The sequence below is a fragment of the Aliinostoc sp. HNIBRCY26 genome, assembly GCF_050235535.1.
In the GTDB taxonomy this organism is placed as follows: Bacteria; Cyanobacteriota; Cyanobacteriia; order Cyanobacteriales; family Nostocaceae; genus Trichormus.
Window position 1 is genome coordinate 2456336 of sequence record NZ_CP189852.1, and the last position, 19144, is coordinate 2475479.

Below are 19144 nucleotides of genomic sequence, written 5' to 3' on the forward strand. Positions count from 1 at the left end.
TTTATCCCAGCACCCAATCAGAAAATATACAGCCAACTTAAAAAGTGACTTGCAAAGATGCGATTTTACTCTACGGAAGTTGTGCTACTTGTGTCTACACGTATGGAAAAACTTAAGAATGGTCATCTTAAGTAAGATTTAACACCTTTATACTGAAGTATATTTTATTTAGATACATATAAACAAAGCCCGCACAGGCGAGCTTGATCAAAATATTTCAGGATTTGATGGCATTTTATTTGCTCATCAGAGTGGTGGCATTACAAGGAAATACCCAAATTAAATCCTAGAACTGCATGAAGTAACAAAACACCCAGTGCCACACTTCCTAAATAAGCATGAGCAGCACGTAAGGCTTTTTTATCTCCAACAAATCCACTTAACGATATCACGCCATTGAGCAGCAAAAGTAATAATACTAAAGAACCTGTCCAAAAATGAGGACTTTCAAATAATGGTTTATGCTGCATCACTAATGACAAAACCCCGCCAGTATAACCACCAGCCAAGAATAAAAACAGCCACGGTGCTAATTGACGGTGAGCCATTCGACTTTTTAACGCAGCATCTTTATCTTTATCCTCAAGCAGTTTCCCCCGCCAACCAGCTACACCGACAAAGCTACCAACCACAAAAATCACGATCGCCATCATGACTGGATGTCCCCAATGTACAATCGGTTCGGGTACACCTAGAGAACGAAACCAAGCTGCGATCGGTTCTAGAACCTCACTCCAGTTAACCATCTTTCATGCACCATTAATATTTGCAAAATTAATTACCTGCAATCCTTCCCATACAGAGAGGATTAAGAAATTTTACCAAGTTTAAACAAATATTAAGCAGCGATATAGCCAAAGATGAATTAAAAATGAAATTTGTCGTAGAGGCAGAGATTTAACACGCCTCTCCAACAATTACAATAGTCGGCAAATATCTCTTCTACTAAGAAACAGAGGCTGTTTTCAACAACGGGAAACCTAACTTCTCTCGTTGCTCAACATATAAATTAGCTATCTTCCGTGCCAAATGACGAATCCTAGCGATATACCGCGTTCTCTCAGTCACCGATATCACGCCTCTTGCATCCAGCAAATTGAATGTATGCGAACACTTCATTACATAATCCAAGCTAGGCAACACTAATCCTTTCTCTGTTAACTGAGTAGCCTCCTGCTCATACAAGCTAAACAAAGTCAACAGTAATTCAGGATTGGACGCTTCAAAATTATAGGTACTCTGCTCAATCTCATTTTGCAGAAAAATATCACCATAAGTAATATTGTCTGTCCAATGGATCTTAGTAATTGCCTCCACTTCCTGGAGATACATCGCCAACCGCTCTAAACCATATGTAATCTCAATAGACACCGGACGGCAATCAATACCCCCACATTGCTGAAAGTAAGTAAACTGAGTAATTTCCATCCCATCTAACCAAACCTCCCAACCTGTACCCCAGGCACCTACCGTAGCATCTTCCCAGTTATCTTCCACAAAGCGAATATCATGATCTTCTGGACGAATCCCTAATGCCCGCAACGAATCAAGATAAATCTCCTGGATATTATCTGGTGAAGGTTTAATTAAAACTTGATATTGATAATAATGCTGGAAACGATTCGGATTTTCACCATAGCGTCCATCTGTAGGGCGACGGCATGGCTCAACATAAGCAACAGACCAAGGCTCAGGGCCTAAAGCCCTTAAAAACGTATGGGGGTTTTTTGTCCCTGCGCCCTTCTCAATATCGTAAGGCTGGGCAATCAAGCAGCCACGCTCAGACCAGAAATGATGGAGAGTAGAGATAACAGACTGAAAATTCACGAGATAGGCTCCAAAGTCAGGAAAGTGCATAGACTATTGTGGCGTAGAAAGCCTGACAGTGGGGAGTTGGAGGGGTGGAGAAAAAAAGAGACGAAAAAATTTTAGAAAAGGAGTTGACACACCAAGTCGGATTAGATATATTGAATAAGTGCCTGAGAGACGAGCGCGACGAAGCGCAGTCCGGGGCGACCGAACCTTGAAAAAATTATAGTTTGAAAGCCAGAAAAAAACAACTAGCCTGCGTCAAGAAAAATACACACCAGGCTGAGGTGTAGAAAGAGCAGCCAAAGAAAGAGCTAAACAAACGATTCTATACAAAACGGAGAGTTTGATCCTGGCTCAGGATGAACGCTGGCGGTATGCTTAACACATGCAAGTCGAACGGTCACTTAGGTGATAGTGGCGGACGGGTGAGTAACGCGTGAGAATCTAGCTCTAGGTCGGGGACAACCACTGGAAACGGTGGCTAATACCGGATGTGCCGGAAGGTAAAAGATTTATTGCCTAGAGATGAGCTCGCGTCTGATTAGCTAGTTGGTGTGGTAAGAGCGCACCAAGGCGACGATCAGTAGCTGGTCTGAGAGGATGATCAGCCACACTGGGACTGAGACACGGCCCAGACTCCTACGGGAGGCAGCAGTGGGGAATTTTCCGCAATGGGCGAAAGCCTGACGGAGCAATACCGCGTGAGGGAGGAAGGCTCTTGGGTTGTAAACCTCTTTTCTCAAGGAATAAGAACTGAAGGTACTTGAGGAATAAGCATCGGCTAACTCCGTGCCAGCAGCCGCGGTAATACGGAGGATGCAAGCGTTATCCGGAATGATTGGGCGTAAAGGGTCCGCAGGTGGCATTGTGTGTCTGCTGTTAAAGAGTGAGGCTCAACCTCATAAAAGCAGTGGAAACTACAAAGCTAGAGTGCGTTCGGGGTAGCAGGAATTCCTGGTGTAGCGGTGAAATGCGTAGAGATCAGGAAGAACACCGGTGGCGAAAGCGTGCTACTAGGCCGTAACTGACACTGAGGGACGAAAGCTAGGGGAGCGAATGGGATTAGATACCCCAGTAGTCCTAGCCGTAAACGATGGATACTAGGCGTGGCTTGTATCGACCCGAGCCGTGCCGGAGCTAACGCGTTAAGTATCCCGCCTGGGGAGTACGCACGCAAGTGTGAAACTCAAAGGAATTGACGGGGGCCCGCACAAGCGGTGGAGTATGTGGTTTAATTCGATGCAACGCGAAGAACCTTACCAAGACTTGACATGTCGCGAATCCTTCTGAAAGGAAGGAGTGCCTTAGGGAGCGCGAACACAGGTGGTGCATGGCTGTCGTCAGCTCGTGTCGTGAGATGTTGGGTTAAGTCCCGCAACGAGCGCAACCCTCGTTTTTAGTTGCCAGCATTAAGTTGGGCACTCTAGAGAGACTGCCGGTGACAAACCGGAGGAAGGTGGGGATGACGTCAAGTCAGCATGCCCCTTACGTCTTGGGCTACACACGTACTACAATGCTACGGACAAAGGGCAGCTACACAGCGATGTGATGCAAATCCAAGAAACCGTAGCTCAGTTCAGATCGAAGGCTGCAACTCGCCTTCGTGAAGGAGGAATCGCTAGTAATTGCAGGTCAGCATACTGCAGTGAATTCGTTCCCGGGCCTTGTACACACCGCCCGTCACACCATGGAAGCTGGTCACGCCCGAAGTCATTACCTCAACCTTTCGAGGAGGGGGATGCCTAAGGTAGGACTGGTGACTGGGGTGAAGTCGTAACAAGGTAGCCGTACCGGAAGGTGTGGCTGGATCACCTCCTTTTAGGGAGACCTACCCAAATCAGAAATCGAAAGCCGAAAGCTGGAAGTGAAAGGCGAAAAACCAAAAGCGAAAAGCTAAAAGCAAATAGAGACTGAGATGGTCTACTCTAGGTCGGTCGCAGAAGTTGAAAGGCTTTCAAACTAATAATGAGGTTCGTATGGGCTATTAGCTCAGGTGGTTAGAGCGCACCCCTGATAAGGGTGAGGTCCCTGGTTCGAGTCCAGGATGGCCCACCTGAAGCAATGAAAAATTCAAAATACAAAATTCAAAATGGTTTATTTAATTTTGAATTTTGAATTTTTAATTTTGAATTGTGTGGGGGGGTTTAGCTCAGTTGGTAGAGCGCCTGCTTTGCAAGCAGGATGTCAGCGGTTCGAGTCCGCTAACCTCCACATGAAAAGAAGCAAGAAAAGCTTCGAGAAACAGAGAAAGAATCAGCAACTAACTCTTGTTAGACTGCTGAGGGAACTCAGCCAGAACCTTGAAAACTGCATAGAAACGCGATTAGAGCAGGCAGACACAAGTATTGGAAAGATATAAAGTGTTTGCAGGATAGAAACCAATTGTGAAGTGGTCAAGCGAATAAGAGCTAATGGTGGATACCTAGGCACACAGAGGCGAAGAAGGACGTGGTTACCGACGAAATACTCCGGGGAGTTGGAAGCAAACTATGAGCCGGAGGTGTCCGAATGGGGCAACCCTGAATACTACCTGTTGAATATATAGACAGGAAAGAGCCAACCCAGCGAACTGAAACATCTTAGTAGCTGGAGGAAAAGAAATCAAAAGAGATTCCCTAAGTAGTGGTGAGCGAAAGGGGAAGAGCCTAAACCAGTCGGTTTACTGACTGGGGTAGTGGGACAGCAAAAACGAATCGCTAAGGTTAGACGAAGCATTGAAAAGATGCACCAGAGAAAGTGAGAGTCTTGTAGTCGAAAACCAAAGGATAGGAGCTGAATCCCGAGTAGCATGGGGCACGAGGAATCCCATGTGAATCAGCGAGGACCATCTCGTAAGGCTAAATACTACTGTGTGACCGATAGAGAACAAGTACCGCGAGGGAAAGGTGAAAAGAACCCCGAAAGGGGAGTGAAATAGAACATGAAACCATAAGCTTACAAGCAGTGGGAGTCCGATTAAACGGATGACCGCGTGCCTGTTGAAGAATGAGCCGGCGAGTTATAGGTACTGGTAGGTTAAAGCGTTAGAAGCTGGAGCCAAAGGGAAACCGAGTCTGAAGAGGGCGATAATCAGTAGTTATAGACCCGAACCCTGGTGATCTAACCATGTCCAGGATGAAGCTTGGGTAACACCAAGTGGAGGTCCGAACCGACCGATGTTGAAAAATCGGCGGATGAGGTGTGGTTAGGGGTGAAATGCCAATCGAACCAGGAGCTAGCTGGTTCTCCCCGAAATGTGTTGAGGCGCAGCGGTAATGATTAAATCTAGGGGGTAAAGCACTGTTTCGGTGCGGGCTGGGAGACCGGTACCAAATCGAGACAAACTCAGAATACCTAGAGAACACATTGCCAGTGAGACAGTGGGGGATAAGCTTCATTGTCAAGAGGGAAACAGCCCAGACCACCAGCTAAGGTCCCCAAATCATTGCTAAGTGATAAAGGAGGTGAGATTGCAAAGACAACTAGGAGGTTTGCCTAGAAGCAGCCACCCTTGAAAGAGTGCGTAATAGCTCACTAGTCAAGCGATCTTGCGCCGAAAATGAACGGGGCTAAGCAATGTACCGAAGCTGTGGGATTACTAATAATAATCGGTAGGGGAGCGTTCTATATGGGGTGAAGCACTAGCGGCAAGCAGGTGTGGACTGTATAGAAGTGAGAATGTCGGCTTGAGTAGCGCAAACATTGGTGAGAATCCAATGCCCCGAAACCCTAAGGGTTCCAGAGCCAGGTTCGTCCACTCTGGGTTAGTCGGGACCTAAGGCGAGGCCGAAAGGCGTAGTCGATGGACACAGGGTCAACAATCCCTGACTAATGTACGGGAGCATTGCTAGGGACGCATGAAAGATAGCTACACCCTGATTGGTTTGGGAGGAGTTTACGAACTCCGAGTAGTGAAGGATAGTGCCAAGAAAAGCTAGTAATGTGATGAACGTAGATTACCCGTACCCGAAACCGACACAGGTAGGGAGGTTGAGAATACCAAGGGGCGCGAGATAACTCTCTCTAAGGAACTCGGCAAAATGGCCCCGTAACTTCGGAAGAAGGGGTGCCCACGAAAGTGGGTCGCAGTGAAGAGATCCAGGCGACTGTTTACCAAAAACACAGGTCTCCGCAAACTCGTAAGAGGAAGTATGGGGGCTGACGCCTGCCCAGTGCCGGAAGGTTAAGGAAGTTGGTCAGTGGTAACATGAAGCTGACGACCGAAGCCCCGGTGAACGGCGGCCGTAACTATAACGGTCCTAAGGTAGCGAAATTCCTTGTCGGGTAAGTTCCGACCCGCACGAAAGGCGTAACGATCTGGATGGTGTCTCAGAGAGAGACTCGGCGAAATAGGAATGTCTGTGAAGATACGGACTGCCTGCACCTGGACAGAAAGACCCTATGAAGCTTTACTGTAGCCTGGAATTGTGTCCGGGCTTCGCTTGCGCAGGATAGGTGGGAGACGATGAACTTTTCCTTGTGGGGAGAAGGGAGTCAACGGTGAGATACCACTCTGGCGAAGCTAGGATTCTAACTTACTACCGTTATCCGGTAGAAGGACAGTTTCAGGTGGGCAGTTTGACTGGGGCGGTCGCCTCCTAAAAGGTAACGGAGGCGCGCAAAGGTTCCCTCAGCACGCTTGGAAACCGTGCGGCGAGTGTAAAGGCATAAAGGGAGCTTGACTGCAAGACCGACAAGTCGAGCAGGTACGAAAGTAGGCCTTAGTGATCCGACGGCGCAGAGTGGAATGGCCGTCGCTCAACGGATAAAAGTTACTCTAGGGATAACAGGCTGATCTCCCCCAAGAGTCCACATCGACGGGGAGGTTTGGCACCTCGATGTCGGCTCATCGCAACCTGGGGCGGAAGTACGTCCCAAGGGTTGGGCTGTTCGCCCATTAAAGCGGTACGTGAGCTGGGTTCAGAACGTCGTGAGACAGTTCGGTCCATATCCGGTGCAGGCGTTAGAACATTGAGAGGAGCCTTCCTTAGTACGAGAGGACCGGGAAGGACGCACCGCTGGTGTACCAGTTATTGTACCAACAGTAGACGCTGGGTAGCCAAGTGCGGAGCGGATAACCGCTGAAAGCATCTAAGTGGGAAGCCCACCTCAAGATGAGTGTTCTCATCACTTTAAGTGAGTAAGGTCACGGGCAGAACACCCGTTCATAGGCGGTAGGTGGAAGTGCAGTAATGTATGTAGCCGAGCCGTGCTAATAGACCGAGGGCTTGACCTCTAAAATTGGTAAATCGCGTTTCTTGCAGTCTTCAGGGTCTCTGTACCCTCGAATTTAAACTTCTTGATTCTTTTTTGAATTTTGAATTTTGAATTTTGAATTCTTTCCTGGTGTCTATGGCGCGGTGGAACCACTCTGACCCCTTCCCGAACTCAGTTGTGAAACGCTGCTGCGGCTACGATAGTTTGAGGGTCGCCTCCTGCTACAATCGCTCGTCGCCAGGTTCTCTAATCGACAAAGAAACCCCTTACACATAGTGTGTAAGGGGTTTCTTTGTCCTCTTTTTCTTCTCACAGATTTATGGACAATGTAAATGTATTGGTGATGAGAGGAATCCTCTATATTCATTCGGAACAAGTTAAAAAAGAGCGAATTTTGTCAATCAGTCTTTGATTATCATTATCAGTATATAGGAAAGTAGGATTTGCGGAAAGAAAAAATTATGTGAAACTCAGTTAATGCAAGTAATTGAGCGATTGTAAAAAACCATGAGTAGCAGTCGTAAAACCAACCGAGATCATGCTAAAAAGAAGCAACGCCCAATGATGGAAGATGAAGTAATTGCCCAGCAACTTGAGCAGTTACTTACACCAGCAATCACTTCACAAGAAAATTACTACCGTCAACTGGGATTAAGAGACAGGATTCTCAACTTACCATTAATGGTGGCAGCAGTGCTAACTCTACTGTGGCGTGATGTTGCGGGAGTCACGGAACTGACAAGGATGTTATCAAGGGAAGGGTTTTTGTGGTGTGAACAAGTATTTACAGATAGCTTTGCTCTGAAAGACCGTCTGATACGTCTTGGTTCTGGCACAAAGAAAACTCCGTTTATTACTTTACGTCTGGTTGAAATTCGTTCAGGTAAGACATGGCATTCCTATTTAACTAGTGTGCTTGACCCTACAGTTTTACCACCCTATGTTGTGGCTGATTTGTACCGCCGAAGATGGAGAATTGAAGATGCTTTTAATACTGTAAAGCGGCTTTTGGGTTTAAGTTACTTATGCACTGGTTCAATTAATGGTGTTCAATTGCAGATTTGGGGGACTTGGTTATTTTATGCTGTGTTGGTCGATTTAGGCGATGCTGTCGCTGACCAACTTTCTCTACCTTTTGATTCCATTTCTTTAGAGATGATTTATCGCGGTCTTTATCATTTTTATGTTGCTCATCAAAAAGGTCTAGCAACTGACCCTATCAAATATTTTGCATCCCCTGAAAATCAAGATTTAGGCATTGTTAAACGTCAACAAAAACCAAACATAAAGCTCATTGTTGCACCCTTCCCTGAGAAGCAGCGAGGTACTCCTGAATTTTTCTTTCAACCACCTTCTAAAATCCCCTTGACAACTGCCTCACAACCTTAACTTGTGACCAATGGAGTGCAATGTGCAGATTTCTTCAAAAACAGAAGCTCACTATCAAAAAAAACAGTACGAAGCAGTCAAGCAGGAACAGAAATTACACAAACCAAAAGGTTAGACTACTGGGATGGCATCCGAGATGTTCTTGCGGATGACCTAGTTTTTGTGGATGAAATGGGAGTATTACTCGGATTAATGAGGGGAATGGGCAGAAGTAAAAAGGGAGACAGAGTGTAGTCAAACCATTTTACCGTGGCAGCCGAGTTACCGTAGTGGGGGCTATTAGTAACAAATCCATCCTGGCACTCAAGACATTAGGGCAATCAATGAATGGAGAAGACTTCCAACAATTTGTCGCACAAGAGCTATTACCGAAATTGTGGACAGGGACTGTAGTGGTCATGGATAATCTCAAAGCCCATAAAATGAAGGGGATTAGTGAAATGATCGAATCCGTCGGCGCCAGGGTCGTTTATTTATCACCTTATTCACCTGAATTTAACCCCATAGAACATATAATTGCCTAAAAAGGTAGTAATTTGCGATCGCCATTTGAGTAATTAATACTACTTGCTCTGGGATGACTATTTTAATTGTTAGGTAATCGCTTACACTTAAGATATCAGGCAACATTAGTTACCGTAATTTATTACCAATATGCGTGTTTCAACAGTTGTTGTTTTGGTGCTAGGAATATTTCTGGGGTGGGAACAGGTAGTGCTGGCGAATTCCCCAGCAGATACTCCGCATGGGACTAGTGCTGGAGAAATCAATGGTTACGCTAAATATGGAGGGTATGTAGAGGTACCCACAACTATTGAATATACGCCTAGAATTGTGCGAGATATTCAGATTCGCTTTATGGATGAACGGGGTAGGGTGGTTGATGACCAGGGAAAAGCAATTCCAGGACGCACAGAAAGGGATTTTATCCTCAGTGTGCTGCAACTCCAGCCAGGTGAAGTATTTCAGGAAGATACATTAGCAGCAGACTTACAAAGATTGCGGACATTAGAATCTGTCGATTTTGTTAGGGCTACTCCCCAAGAAAAGAACTCTCAAGTCAGCATCATTTACGATATCAAAGAACGCAACTTTCCGAGTTGGAGTTTTGGGGCGGGAAGTAACAGTGATATTGGACTTTACGGTCAAGTGCGTTATCGAGACGGCAATATTAACGGTGTTAATGACCAATTAACTACTACAGTGCAAGTTAGCGGTAAGGATGTGCAGTTCGCCAGCCAGTTGATCAGTCCTTATCGTGCAGATCAACCAGAACGTTTTGGTTATAGTATCAAAGTTTTTCGCGATCGCGATTTATCCCCTGTTTTTGATGATGAGATTAGACTAGCTAACGGTGACAGAATTCGCGAAGGGAGATTTGGCGGTTCTGTGGCGTTGTTGCGTTCTTTCAATGATTGGGATACAGAGTTAGGTTTAAATTACACCAGAATTAGTCTGCGTAACCAAGATTATGATGTCGTTCAACAAGATAAATTAGGGAATCCGCTTTCTGTGAGTGGTACAGGGATTGATGATTTATTTACCGTGTCTTTTAGTGTAAATCAAGATAGACGCGATCACCCCAATAACCCCACACAAGGATCAATTCTCACCCTTAGCACCGCCCAAGCTATCCCTATCGGGTTGGGGAGTATTTCCAGTAACCGACTACAGGGAAACTACGTCCAGTATTTACCAGTCAACTGGCTGGGTAAAAATAAGTTAACAGACAACCCTGAAATGGTAGCTGTGAATTTTCAACTGGGTACAATTCTTGGAGATTTTCCCCCAGCCAATGCGTTTAATCTTGGGGGTGCAAATTCTGTCAGGGGTTACGGCTACGGAGACTTGGCGAGTGGTCGCAGTTATGGGTTAGCTTCTGTGGAATACCGTTTCCCGATTATGGAATACATTGGTGGAGTTGTTTTTACTGATTTTGCCTCAGACTTTGGTTCTGGTAAAACAGTCCTGGGAGAACCTGGAGTAGTCAGAGATAAGCCTGGAAGTGGCTTTGGTTATGGTTTAGGAGTTCGTTTGAATTCACCCTTTGGAGTTTTGCGGGGTGATTTAGGAGTCAGCAACCAAGGAGAAGTCAGATTAGAATTCACCACTGGGCAGAAATTTTAACAGTTAGTCTCTTCCCCATCTTCAACTTATGAAATATTGGCGCGAAACTATAGCTGTAACACGACGCATTTTAATTGAATTATTTCGTTGTCGGCGCAGTTTAATTTTTTGGTGTATATTTCCTATTTCAGTGTTAACTCTCAGTGGATATATTTTGGCAGAAAGAGCCGACTTACCCTTAGCTGATGCTTTTTCCTATGCTGCACCTTCTACTTTAGTAGGTGCGGCGTTATTTTTTAGCTGTTTAGGTGGAACTGTCGCCACTATAGTTGCAGAAAGAGAACAACAAACCATTAAACGTTTATTTCTATCTCCTTTAAGCGGTACTTCCTATTTTTTAGGAATTTTTTTGGCTCATAGTTGCATCGGTATTGGACAGACTATTTTAATTTATACAATCGCAGCTTTTTGGGGTGCGACTTTTAGAGGTTCTTGGTTATTAGGAATAGCAATTATTTTGATGAGTATTGCTGCTTATGTCGGCTTAGGGTTTATTTTGGGTACACAATTAGCACGACGTATTGAAGATGTGAATGCTTTAGTAGCGGCTTTTGGTGTGCCTTTGTTAATTTTAGGTGGGGCATTTCTACCTGCTACTTTATTTCCTAAAACTCTAGTCAATATTGCTCAATTTAATCCGATTTATCACATGAATGAGGCTCTAGTGGCTGTTTCTTCTCAAGGTAAATTGATCAACGAAATTATAATTAACTTGAGATTTTTATTGATATTTACCATTGCAATGGTAATAGGCGGTTGGTTATGTTATAGACGAATGTTAGTTGTATAAAGAAGTTTATAAAAATAGCCAATATCAATAAAAATGGCTCTTCATCACTTGTTATGCTAAACTAATAGTCTATGCCCAATTTAACAAGCATCTAATTCTGAAGTTTTCAAAATTTCTAAATCCATATCCAGAACGTTTAATTAGCTTAAGCTTGTTGTTGATTCCCTCAACAGCACCACTAGTTGTTCGATGATCAAAGTAAGCGATAATTTCATCAAACCACCGAATAATAGTATTGTGGCTTCGAGGAAAGTATTTTTTGGCTTTTGATAACCACATACCAAATTTGAACACCCCCGTATACCAATCATTTGTCTGATTAAAAATTTGTCTAAGTTTTTCTTTTAATCTGTGCATCTCTTTCAAAATAGTAGATACTTCCTGAACTTGTGCTAGTTTATTTAGTTGCTCATCATTTAGACTGTCTTCATTTTTAAGTAAGGGGTATTTACTATTTTTTAACCCTGACAATATTATTTCATATTCTGCCTTTTTTGAGGCAATCTTTGTTGCATTTATCAGGCGTTCTATGTTTCTTTTTTCGGTTTTTCTTTGTGTATCTAATTCTTGATTAATTTGTGTCATTACATGAAATCTGTCTGCAACTAATTGAGCATTTGGCATCAATTCTGTGACTAACTTTTTATAACCTTGCCATAAATCTATACTCACCTCTTTTATTTCTTCTAAAACTTCTGTTCCCCATCCATTCAGGGTTTCTTTGATTATTTCTTGTGTTCTTCCATTCAAAATAGCCAAGAGTTTAGATGTGTCTAAGTCTATTAATACTGCACAGTAATGCCCTTTGCCTTTAACTAAGGCTATTTCATCTATTCCTAGCCTTTTTAATCCAGATGGTTTAGTATCCCCTCTAGCATCAGATGCGTCTTTTAACATTCTTTCTATTTCTTCGGTTGTTACTATTCCTTTGGACGCTATACTGTGAATATCATTGTCTAACACTTCTTGGATTACTTTCTCTGCCAGTCGTTTTGTATAAGTTCTTTTTTTCTTTACAAATTCTAGCTCCTCACTAAAAGGTTTTTTACATCTATTGCATTTAAATTGTCTTCTATTTATTTCTAAAAATACCTGTTTCTCTCCCCAGGGCAAATCTTTGACAATATGCCGATGATTTTGATGTAATTTCTCACTTTTTGTTCCACAGTGTGGACAAACACTATATGATATTGTTGACTCCGTTTGTAAAATCACTCCAATCCCTTCATAAATGCTTTCTCCTATAACTTTTATATCTTTTAAACCCAGGAGTTCTGTTAAAACTTTTATAGCTCTTTTCTTAATCATTACTGATATTTATCACAAATTTATTTTTGTTGTATTTATACTTAAGGACAAATATTGCTTCTGTGTCAAGTACAACAAGATTTTTATTCACTATTTGGATAAAATATTTACTGATTCTTGCATTTCTATTTCATTTTTTAGCATAACAAGTCCTGAAGAACCATAAAAATATGCTCAAGATTACTAATTTAAATAAATCTTATGGCAAGAGTCAGGTTTTGCAAGATATTAATTTATTAATTAATTCAGGAGAAGTGTACGGTTTATTAGGTGCTAATGGTGCAGGGAAAACAACAATAATTAATATTATTTGTAACTTGCTTCAGGCTGATAGTGGTGAAATTACCATTAATCATCAATGTATTTCACAAGCCACAAAAAAAATGATTGGGATTGCACCACAGGAAAATTTATTATACAAAACATTATCCTGTGAGGAAAACTTAAACTTTTTCGCTGATATTTACAGTTTAAATAAAGCCACACGCCAACAACAAGTCAAAGCAGCACTTACTGCTGTCAATTTATTAGATAAAGCTAAAAACCCTGTAGAAACGTTAAGTGGAGGAATGCAACGCCGCTTAAATATTGCTGTGGCTTTAGTACATCAACCCAAATTAGTCATTCTCGATGAACCAACTACAGGGTTAGATATCGAGGCTAGATATGAAGTTTGGGAATTAATTCAAAACCTCAAACATCAGGGTGTCACGGTTTTAATGACCACACATTTATTAGACGAAGCTGAAAGATTGTGTGACAGAGTAGGTATTCTCAAACAAGGTAGACTTTTAGTGGAAGGGAGTTTAGCAGAATTACGCCATTTAATTCCAGCCCAAGCTATAGTTTTGATACAAACTCCGACTCCAGAAGTTGCGATCGCCCGCGCTCAAGGATATGGTTTTCATTATAGATATTATGGTAGTCAGTTGGCTTTCTGGCTACCGGAAACATTAGAACTCAGTGAAATTATTGAGAAATTTTCAGGGATAGCAATAGAATCAATCTCTCGTCAAAACGTGGGATTAGAGCATATTTATCTAGAAGTGACCAAAAAAAGCTAGTAGTATCCGAAAATCACTCTGTAGTTGATGTAATTAAGATTATGAACTACTAAACTAATAAACTTATACTATGACAATTGACCAGCGATCGCTCCAGACAGAGGGGAAGCCTGTACCTCTAAGAATGATAACGATATTGTCAGTATTTAGTATTGCTGGTGTGGCTATTTTTAGTCACCAGTTGTTCTGGAAACATTACTTTCAAAACCGACTAACACAAGCTAAGAAAACTTGGGAAACACAAGCTGTCTCACACTATCGCTTGCAGATTAATTATTCTGCTCCTTTTAATTGTCAACAAGAGGTAGAAATTAAAAATGAGAAAGTAATTGCTGTAGGTAAAAACACCTGTGCTAGTGTACCACTTGTAACTGTAAGTGAATTATTTCAAGAAATTTCATCCATAGCAGATGGCAATAAATGTGGGCCGAATGGATGTATTTGTGATGGTCAATTAGGTTTTAAAGCTACTTATGACAACCACTTTGGCTACCCCAATCAATTGGAAATATCATTAGATCGTCAACATCAATGGCTAAATTTCCGCCCTTTGAATGATCACTCTGGCAAATACTGTACATTAATTGGCTTTGTTGGTAAAAGAATCAGTGTTAGTGGCTTTACACCAATTCCATCCTAAAATACTCCACAAGCAAAAGGGAAAACCGATGTTTAGATACCCGACTGTTTCAAACAGTCGGGTATCTATGATCTATACATAATTTGTGTGCAGACTACTAGTTATCTACGGTTTCCTGAGAGAACTTTTTGTGTAAATTAGTAGTTTGTTTTCCGTTGGCAGATGATACGGTGATTAGATACTCAATTAATTCATCAGAGAAGGGTACGCGTAAATGGAATGTACCATCTGATTTGAGTGTGACAGGTTTACCCGCAATATTGACGCTTGCGCCTGGTTCTGTTGCTCCGTGAATAATTAACTCTGCATCAGCGACAAACCAAAAATCTCCATGCGGACGACTAAATACATGAACATTAGCGGAACGAGCGATGATTACCCAACGTTCTCCTTGTGAGAAGTAGCCAATTTCTACCATGTAATCACGATCGCTGTGAGGAATGGCAATATAGCGATCGCGAATCACTTCTTCACATTCGTATTGTTGTACTAGTTGGGGAGTTTGATAACTCAGGTCAATGCTAGTGACATCATACAGTCTCAGTGCTAATTGCGAGATGCCAGCCTCCCGTAGTTTTGTTTGGGATATCTCGGAAATTTGCCAAGAGACATAAGCCCATTTAGGAGTGCGTGGCGTGAGGGAAATTTGACTGTTTTCATCGATGATGGCGACATCTCCAACTACATTGGCTGTATGTGGATGACTGAAGACACGTACTAACTCAGAACGAGCGATTTTCACCCAAGTATTGTTTGTGGTGACATAACCAATTTCGGCGGCGTAATTGCGATCGCTTGTGGGAATATAGACATAGTGATCACTGGTTGCTGGTTCGCATTTATATTGTTGGACTAAAACAGGTTCTTGATAACTCAAGTCAATTTCTGTCACATCGTAGAGTCGCAATGCTAATTCAGATATTGCCTCTTGGGGGATTTGCTGGCGATCGCTTTGAGAAATATACCAGGAAACATACGCCCACTCTGCACTACGGGGTTTTAAAACAATACTGCTATCTTCATCATGATTGGGAAGTTCATCAGGGGTTGTATCCACTGCTGGTGTTGACTCCAGTGTTTCTGCTGAGGCAGTTTCCTGCGTCCCATCAATACTAGCCAAAGCCCCAATTCCTGCACCCACGACGGCTGCACCACCCACTAAAGCTGCTAAATCATTGCTAGGATTACTTTCCTCCAGAGTTTCCACTGCTGCTGGTTCAGCCTCATCTGCAACTAGATTGAGTGCATCTTCTGGAATCTCCGCAAATTGGGGAAGAACATTAGCTAAATCTTCCTCATCTGGTGTGGGTGCAACTAACTCAGTTGTCGCCTCTGGTTCATCAAATAGTGACTCTATATCAATAGAGCTTGTATCTTGCTGGGTGTCTTCACCCCATTCTATCTGCTCATCTGCGGTGGCGAAATCATCAGGAGCAACATCTGGTAGATCAGCCAGTGCATCTGTCAATGATGTTTCATCCTCTAAATCATCGTTGCTAGCTACCGACTGGTCAAATATAGACTCTATATTACTGGTTTCGGGTTCGGATAGTGCCGCATTGACATCATCTGCAAATTCTAAATTGGGAGTATCATCCGTCACAGCTACTTGTACATATGAATCCACCTCTTCGGTAGTTTCAGGCTCTTCTGTCATCACCCAGAGATTGGTTTCTGTCTCTGGGACAGTGGGGGCTTCTTCTTCTGGATTTAGCTCACTCAACACCTCTGGTGAACTTTCAGGCGTAGCATCTTCATTTTTGGCAGTATCTACAATTTGCGGATAGGAAGTGTTAACAATGGTAGCTGGGGCTTCCATATCCCAAGGGGACTGCTCTAATTCTGGTGGGAGGGGTAGGGGAGATTGTTGGACTGTTGTTTTGGTGGTGCGATCGCCCGTGGGGGAAAGGGGCTGTGGAGAAGGATTAGTGTCTGACTCTACTTCCGCCTCTGGTGAAGAGCGTCGTGTAAACCATAATAGGGAAGCACCAATTGCACCTATAGGTAAGAGCAACCACCACAGTAAGTTTCTACCATCGGTTTGGGGATTTTCTGGTGGTGCTACTACTGAGGGCTGAGTTAAATTAGTAACTGCGGAGGTGTTATTACTTTGTAGAAAAGGAGAATTTGTCGCCTCTGGTGTGGTAGCTGTAGCTGTAGGTGGTGTAGCTGCATCTGTAGGAGAAACACTGGCGGTGGTTGTCGCTTCTGTGGTAGCAGCTGGGGTAATTGCAGGGGTACTAGCCGGACTAGCAGCCGCTAGCAATGACGATGATTCACCTTTGGCGATCGCTTCCGCCTCAGTTGTTCTCGCTGCTTCTATCGCTTGCTGTCCTTGGGGTGCTAAGGCAAATCCCAGAAAAGCCGCAACCGCAGGACTAGGATCTTTTTTGTAAACGTAAACAAAGGGCTGAGAAAAAGGATACTTCTGATCTTCTGGTAATGTGTCGTGTAACTTCAGAATCCGCACACCAGGTAGTTTGGCAACTTGATTGGCTCTGGCGTAGCTGATACCATCCTTACCCAATTGTTTGACAATCTCTACGGTGTCATCTTGTGCTGCTTGGGTAGCAGTTGCACCTGTAGCAAACTTAGTCGCGCGAAACACGGGATAATTACTCAGGGCTTCTCTCGTACCACTTATATCTGGGCGATCAATCACCCGAATCTTACCCCTTGTACCGCCTATTTGCCCCCAGTTGGTAATTCTTCCCCGAAAGATTCTCGCAAATTGTCTATCCGTCAAGCTGCCTTGAAAGGGGTTGTCTGCTCCTACGATAATGGCAATTTTTTCTCGGTGTAGTCTGACTTGTTCCAAACCTTGAGCTTTTTCTTGTGGAGTGAGACCTCGACCAATTGCTGCTATGTCGATTTGTCCATCTAACAAGGCTTTGAGGGCTGCTTCCGTCCCATTGGCTGACAATTCCACCTTTGTACCAGCAAACTGTTGCTGAAAACTCTGTTGCAAATTTTGATTAAAGGCTGCAAAGCCACTAGAGTCACCTATTCGCAATGTCGTTCCACTGGCCACTGTTTGTGGGGCTGGAAACGACGGCGTTTCAGTTCCAGATTGCGCCAGCACAGAGGCCGACACCAACAGGTTTGTTGCTACGGGAGAGGTGGTTAAGGCTAGCAATAATGCTAAACGGACTATCCCACTATCTTTTTTTTCTTGTTGCCACATATGCCGCTCATCAAGGTACAGGAAACAGAAAGCCGACCAGTCTAATACCAATTCAAAATTCGCTCATGAATAAACTTTTGATGCAGGAGGAGACGCGCTTATTATACATCTGGTGTCAATTGTTTCCCCAGTTTTTTATGTTATTTTTGAGTATAAATAATCACTAAGTGTACAGATTTTGACCAGTATTATACTAAAGCTTTTGGTTACATAGACAGTTAAATTAATTAGCACACTCTAGAATTAGTGAAAGAAATCATAACAATTTTTATTAATCAGCATCAAAATTTTAGCTAGTAAAAAATCAGCAGCCAAATTAATATCACAAATGACCAAGATAACAATGACAATCTGGTTTAGCAATCAATGACTCTACTAAGGAATTCAACGTAGTTGCTGCGAGTAAGCCGCCACCAATCGTCCCTTCAATGGTGATAAAGGGTAACTCTTGCTGCATCAGTTGACGCTTGGCGGCGGGTGCATGACTAAAGCCAATAGGCATTCCAATAATCAGTGAAGGTTGAATTTTTTGCTGTGCAATGGCGTTACAGACAGCTAGTAATACTGAAGGCGCGTAACCAATCACAAATATGCACCTCGGACTAACTTGTTCTAATCTTTCTCGCCATTCTTGATGCTGCCAAAATTCTAGTTCAGCTTCTAGGGCAGTGTTAACATGGGGGTCATCAATTAAAGTTGTGACTCGACAACCCAAATGAGCTAATCTTGTTTGGTCTAAAGCCGCCGCAATTGTGGGGAGATCAACTACAATTTCACAACCAGCAGCTAAGTTATTTCGACTAGCGGCGATCGCATCTTTACTCACCTTCACGAAAGATACTAAACTGACATCGCCACAGGCTAAAACTAACTGAGAAATTAAGTGTTTGTCAATTTCAGAACAGTGTGATAAATCGGGAAGTAAATTTTGCAAAGATTCAGCGAACACCTCAGAATGAGTATGAACTTCTGCATCTAAACCACTCCAGAGTTTAGTTAAATCCCCTAATCCGGCTTGGGTTTCTACATCTAGTAACTTGAGTTGTGCCAGAACTTCTGCTTGCATAATTTGACAATGGCGATCGCGTCCTAATAATCCCTCTAAAGCGGCAGCAGTTTGGCGTAGTTGCACAATTTGTTGGATCACAGCGCGATATTGTTGCTGTAACTGAGCTATTAAATTATGATTAGTCTCGGCTTCTGGTTCTAACTCTAAAATGTGGCGAATATGATTGAGTTGAAACCCCTGCCGTTTCAAAGCCACAATCCTTTTCAAGCGCATCACATCTTGTTCAGTATAGAGACGATAGTTGCTAGGCGATCGCTGTGGCTGTGGCAGTAAACCTAACTCATGGTAATGTCGCACCATTCGGGGACTAATTCCACCCCCCACAGCTTCTGTGAGTTCTTTAATCGTCAAACAACCATCATTGAACATAAGAATAATTTATATTTTAAGTGTCAGTACAATTCGCAATGGGCTAACGCCCCGCTACGCTAACGCAATTCGCAATTCGCAATTCGCAATTAATACCCACGGATAAATCTGGGGGCTTGTACCATCAAGGAATAATTGGCCATAAAAATATCTTGACAGAACTAGAGGTATTTATCCTAATTCCCTGAAAAGTCAG

At 43.1% G+C, this 19144-nt stretch carries 11 protein-coding genes, 2 tRNA genes and 3 rRNA genes; 11 read left to right on the forward strand and 5 right to left on the reverse strand.

Annotation, left to right across the window (positions count from 1 at the left end; translation table 11 throughout):
- Positions 1–260: 260 nt before the first annotated feature.
- The gene (locus ACQFX9_RS10495; RefSeq protein ID WP_427161950.1) at positions 261–746 is read right to left on the reverse strand and encodes a DUF4079 domain-containing protein; all 486 of its coding nucleotides are present in this window, start codon (positions 744–746) and stop codon (positions 261–263) included.
- A gap of 199 nt (positions 747–945) precedes the next feature.
- Positions 946–1827, reverse strand: coding sequence for a glycine--tRNA ligase subunit alpha (glyQ, locus tag ACQFX9_RS10500; RefSeq protein WP_427161951.1), 882 nt, complete (start codon positions 1825–1827; stop codon positions 946–948).
- A gap of 316 nt (positions 1828–2143) precedes the next feature.
- On the opposite strand from glyQ, the gene ACQFX9_RS10505 reads away from it, so the two are divergent.
- The 9 genes from ACQFX9_RS10505 to ACQFX9_RS10545 all read left to right on the forward strand — a co-directional run bounded on the left by ACQFX9_RS10505 (position 2144) and on the right by ACQFX9_RS10545 (position 11314).
- Positions 2144–3631 (forward strand): 16S ribosomal RNA (locus tag ACQFX9_RS10505).
- A 159-nt stretch (positions 3632–3790) separates the two neighbouring features.
- Positions 3791–3864 (forward strand) — tRNA-Ile (locus ACQFX9_RS10510).
- Positions 3865–3950: 86 nt separating this feature from the next.
- Positions 3951–4023 (forward strand) — tRNA-Ala (locus ACQFX9_RS10515).
- Between the two features lie 180 nt (positions 4024–4203).
- Positions 4204–7027: ribosomal RNA gene (locus ACQFX9_RS10520) — 23S ribosomal RNA — on the forward strand.
- Between the two features lie 106 nt (positions 7028–7133).
- Positions 7134–7251, forward strand: a 5S ribosomal RNA gene (gene rrf, locus ACQFX9_RS10525).
- The 16S, 23S and 5S rRNA genes sit together here with 2 tRNA genes alongside, the layout of an rRNA operon.
- A gap of 318 nt (positions 7252–7569) precedes the next feature.
- Positions 7570–8397 (forward strand): transposase, encoded by an 828-nt coding sequence (locus tag ACQFX9_RS10530; RefSeq protein ID WP_427162852.1) that lies wholly within the window; start codon positions 7570–7572, stop codon positions 8395–8397.
- A gap of 269 nt (positions 8398–8666) precedes the next feature.
- The gene (locus tag ACQFX9_RS10535; RefSeq protein WP_427161952.1) at positions 8667–8921 is read left to right on the forward strand and encodes a transposase; all 255 of its coding nucleotides are present in this window, start codon (positions 8667–8669) and stop codon (positions 8919–8921) included.
- 130 nt (positions 8922–9051) lie between these two features.
- The gene (locus ACQFX9_RS10540) at positions 9052–10524 is read left to right on the forward strand and encodes a BamA/TamA family outer membrane protein (protein ID WP_427161953.1); all 1473 of its coding nucleotides are present in this window, start codon (positions 9052–9054) and stop codon (positions 10522–10524) included.
- Between the two features lie 28 nt (positions 10525–10552).
- Complete coding sequence (locus ACQFX9_RS10545) at positions 10553–11314, forward strand: ABC transporter permease (RefSeq protein WP_427161954.1); 762 nt, start codon at positions 10553–10555, stop codon at positions 11312–11314.
- A gap of 69 nt (positions 11315–11383) precedes the next feature.
- Here the strand turns inward: ACQFX9_RS10545 and ACQFX9_RS10550 are convergent, their stop codons facing one another.
- The gene (locus ACQFX9_RS10550) at positions 11384–12622 is read right to left on the reverse strand and encodes an ISL3 family transposase (RefSeq protein ID WP_427161955.1); all 1239 of its coding nucleotides are present in this window, start codon (positions 12620–12622) and stop codon (positions 11384–11386) included.
- Between the two features lie 170 nt (positions 12623–12792).
- Here ACQFX9_RS10550 and ACQFX9_RS10555 point away from each other — a divergent pair, with 170 nt between their 5' ends.
- The gene (locus ACQFX9_RS10555; protein ID WP_427161956.1) at positions 12793–13686 is read left to right on the forward strand and encodes an ABC transporter ATP-binding protein; all 894 of its coding nucleotides are present in this window, start codon (positions 12793–12795) and stop codon (positions 13684–13686) included.
- A gap of 70 nt (positions 13687–13756) precedes the next feature.
- Complete coding sequence (locus ACQFX9_RS10560; RefSeq protein WP_427161957.1) at positions 13757–14326, forward strand: DUF6174 domain-containing protein; 570 nt, start codon at positions 13757–13759, stop codon at positions 14324–14326.
- Between the two features lie 97 nt (positions 14327–14423).
- Here ACQFX9_RS10560 and ACQFX9_RS10565 read toward each other — a convergent pair whose 3' ends face one another.
- Positions 14424–17510 (reverse strand): DUF4912 domain-containing protein, encoded by a 3087-nt coding sequence (locus ACQFX9_RS10565; RefSeq protein ID WP_427161958.1) that lies wholly within the window; start codon positions 17508–17510, stop codon positions 14424–14426.
- A 322-nt stretch (positions 17511–17832) separates the two neighbouring features.
- Positions 17833–18948 (reverse strand): precorrin-8X methylmutase, encoded by a 1116-nt coding sequence (locus tag ACQFX9_RS10570; RefSeq protein WP_427161959.1) that lies wholly within the window; start codon positions 18946–18948, stop codon positions 17833–17835.
- Between the last annotated feature and the right edge of the window lie 196 nt (positions 18949–19144).

Excerpts from the sequence above, each read along its gene's own strand:
- ACQFX9_RS10550 (WP_427161955.1), bottom strand. The coding sequence starts at position 12,622 with ATGATTAAGAAAAGAGCTATAAAAGTTTTAACAGAACTCCTGGGTTTA.
- ACQFX9_RS10530 (WP_427162852.1), top strand. The coding sequence starts at position 7,570 with ATGATGGAAGATGAAGTAATTGCCCAGCAACTTGAGCAGTTACTTACA.
- ACQFX9_RS10540 (WP_427161953.1), top strand. The coding sequence starts at position 9,052 with ATGCGTGTTTCAACAGTTGTTGTTTTGGTGCTAGGAATATTTCTGGGG.
- ACQFX9_RS10565 (WP_427161958.1), bottom strand. The coding sequence starts at position 17,510 with ATGTGGCAACAAGAAAAAAAAGATAGTGGGATAGTCCGTTTAGCATTA.
- ACQFX9_RS10555 (WP_427161956.1), top strand. The coding sequence starts at position 12,793 with ATGCTCAAGATTACTAATTTAAATAAATCTTATGGCAAGAGTCAGGTT.
- ACQFX9_RS10545 (WP_427161954.1), top strand. The coding sequence starts at position 10,553 with ATGAAATATTGGCGCGAAACTATAGCTGTAACACGACGCATTTTAATT.
- ACQFX9_RS10495 (WP_427161950.1), bottom strand. The coding sequence starts at position 746 with ATGGTTAACTGGAGTGAGGTTCTAGAACCGATCGCAGCTTGGTTTCGT.
- ACQFX9_RS10570 (WP_427161959.1), bottom strand. The coding sequence starts at position 18,948 with ATGTTCAATGATGGTTGTTTGACGATTAAAGAACTCACAGAAGCTGTG.
- ACQFX9_RS10560 (WP_427161957.1), top strand. The coding sequence starts at position 13,757 with ATGACAATTGACCAGCGATCGCTCCAGACAGAGGGGAAGCCTGTACCT.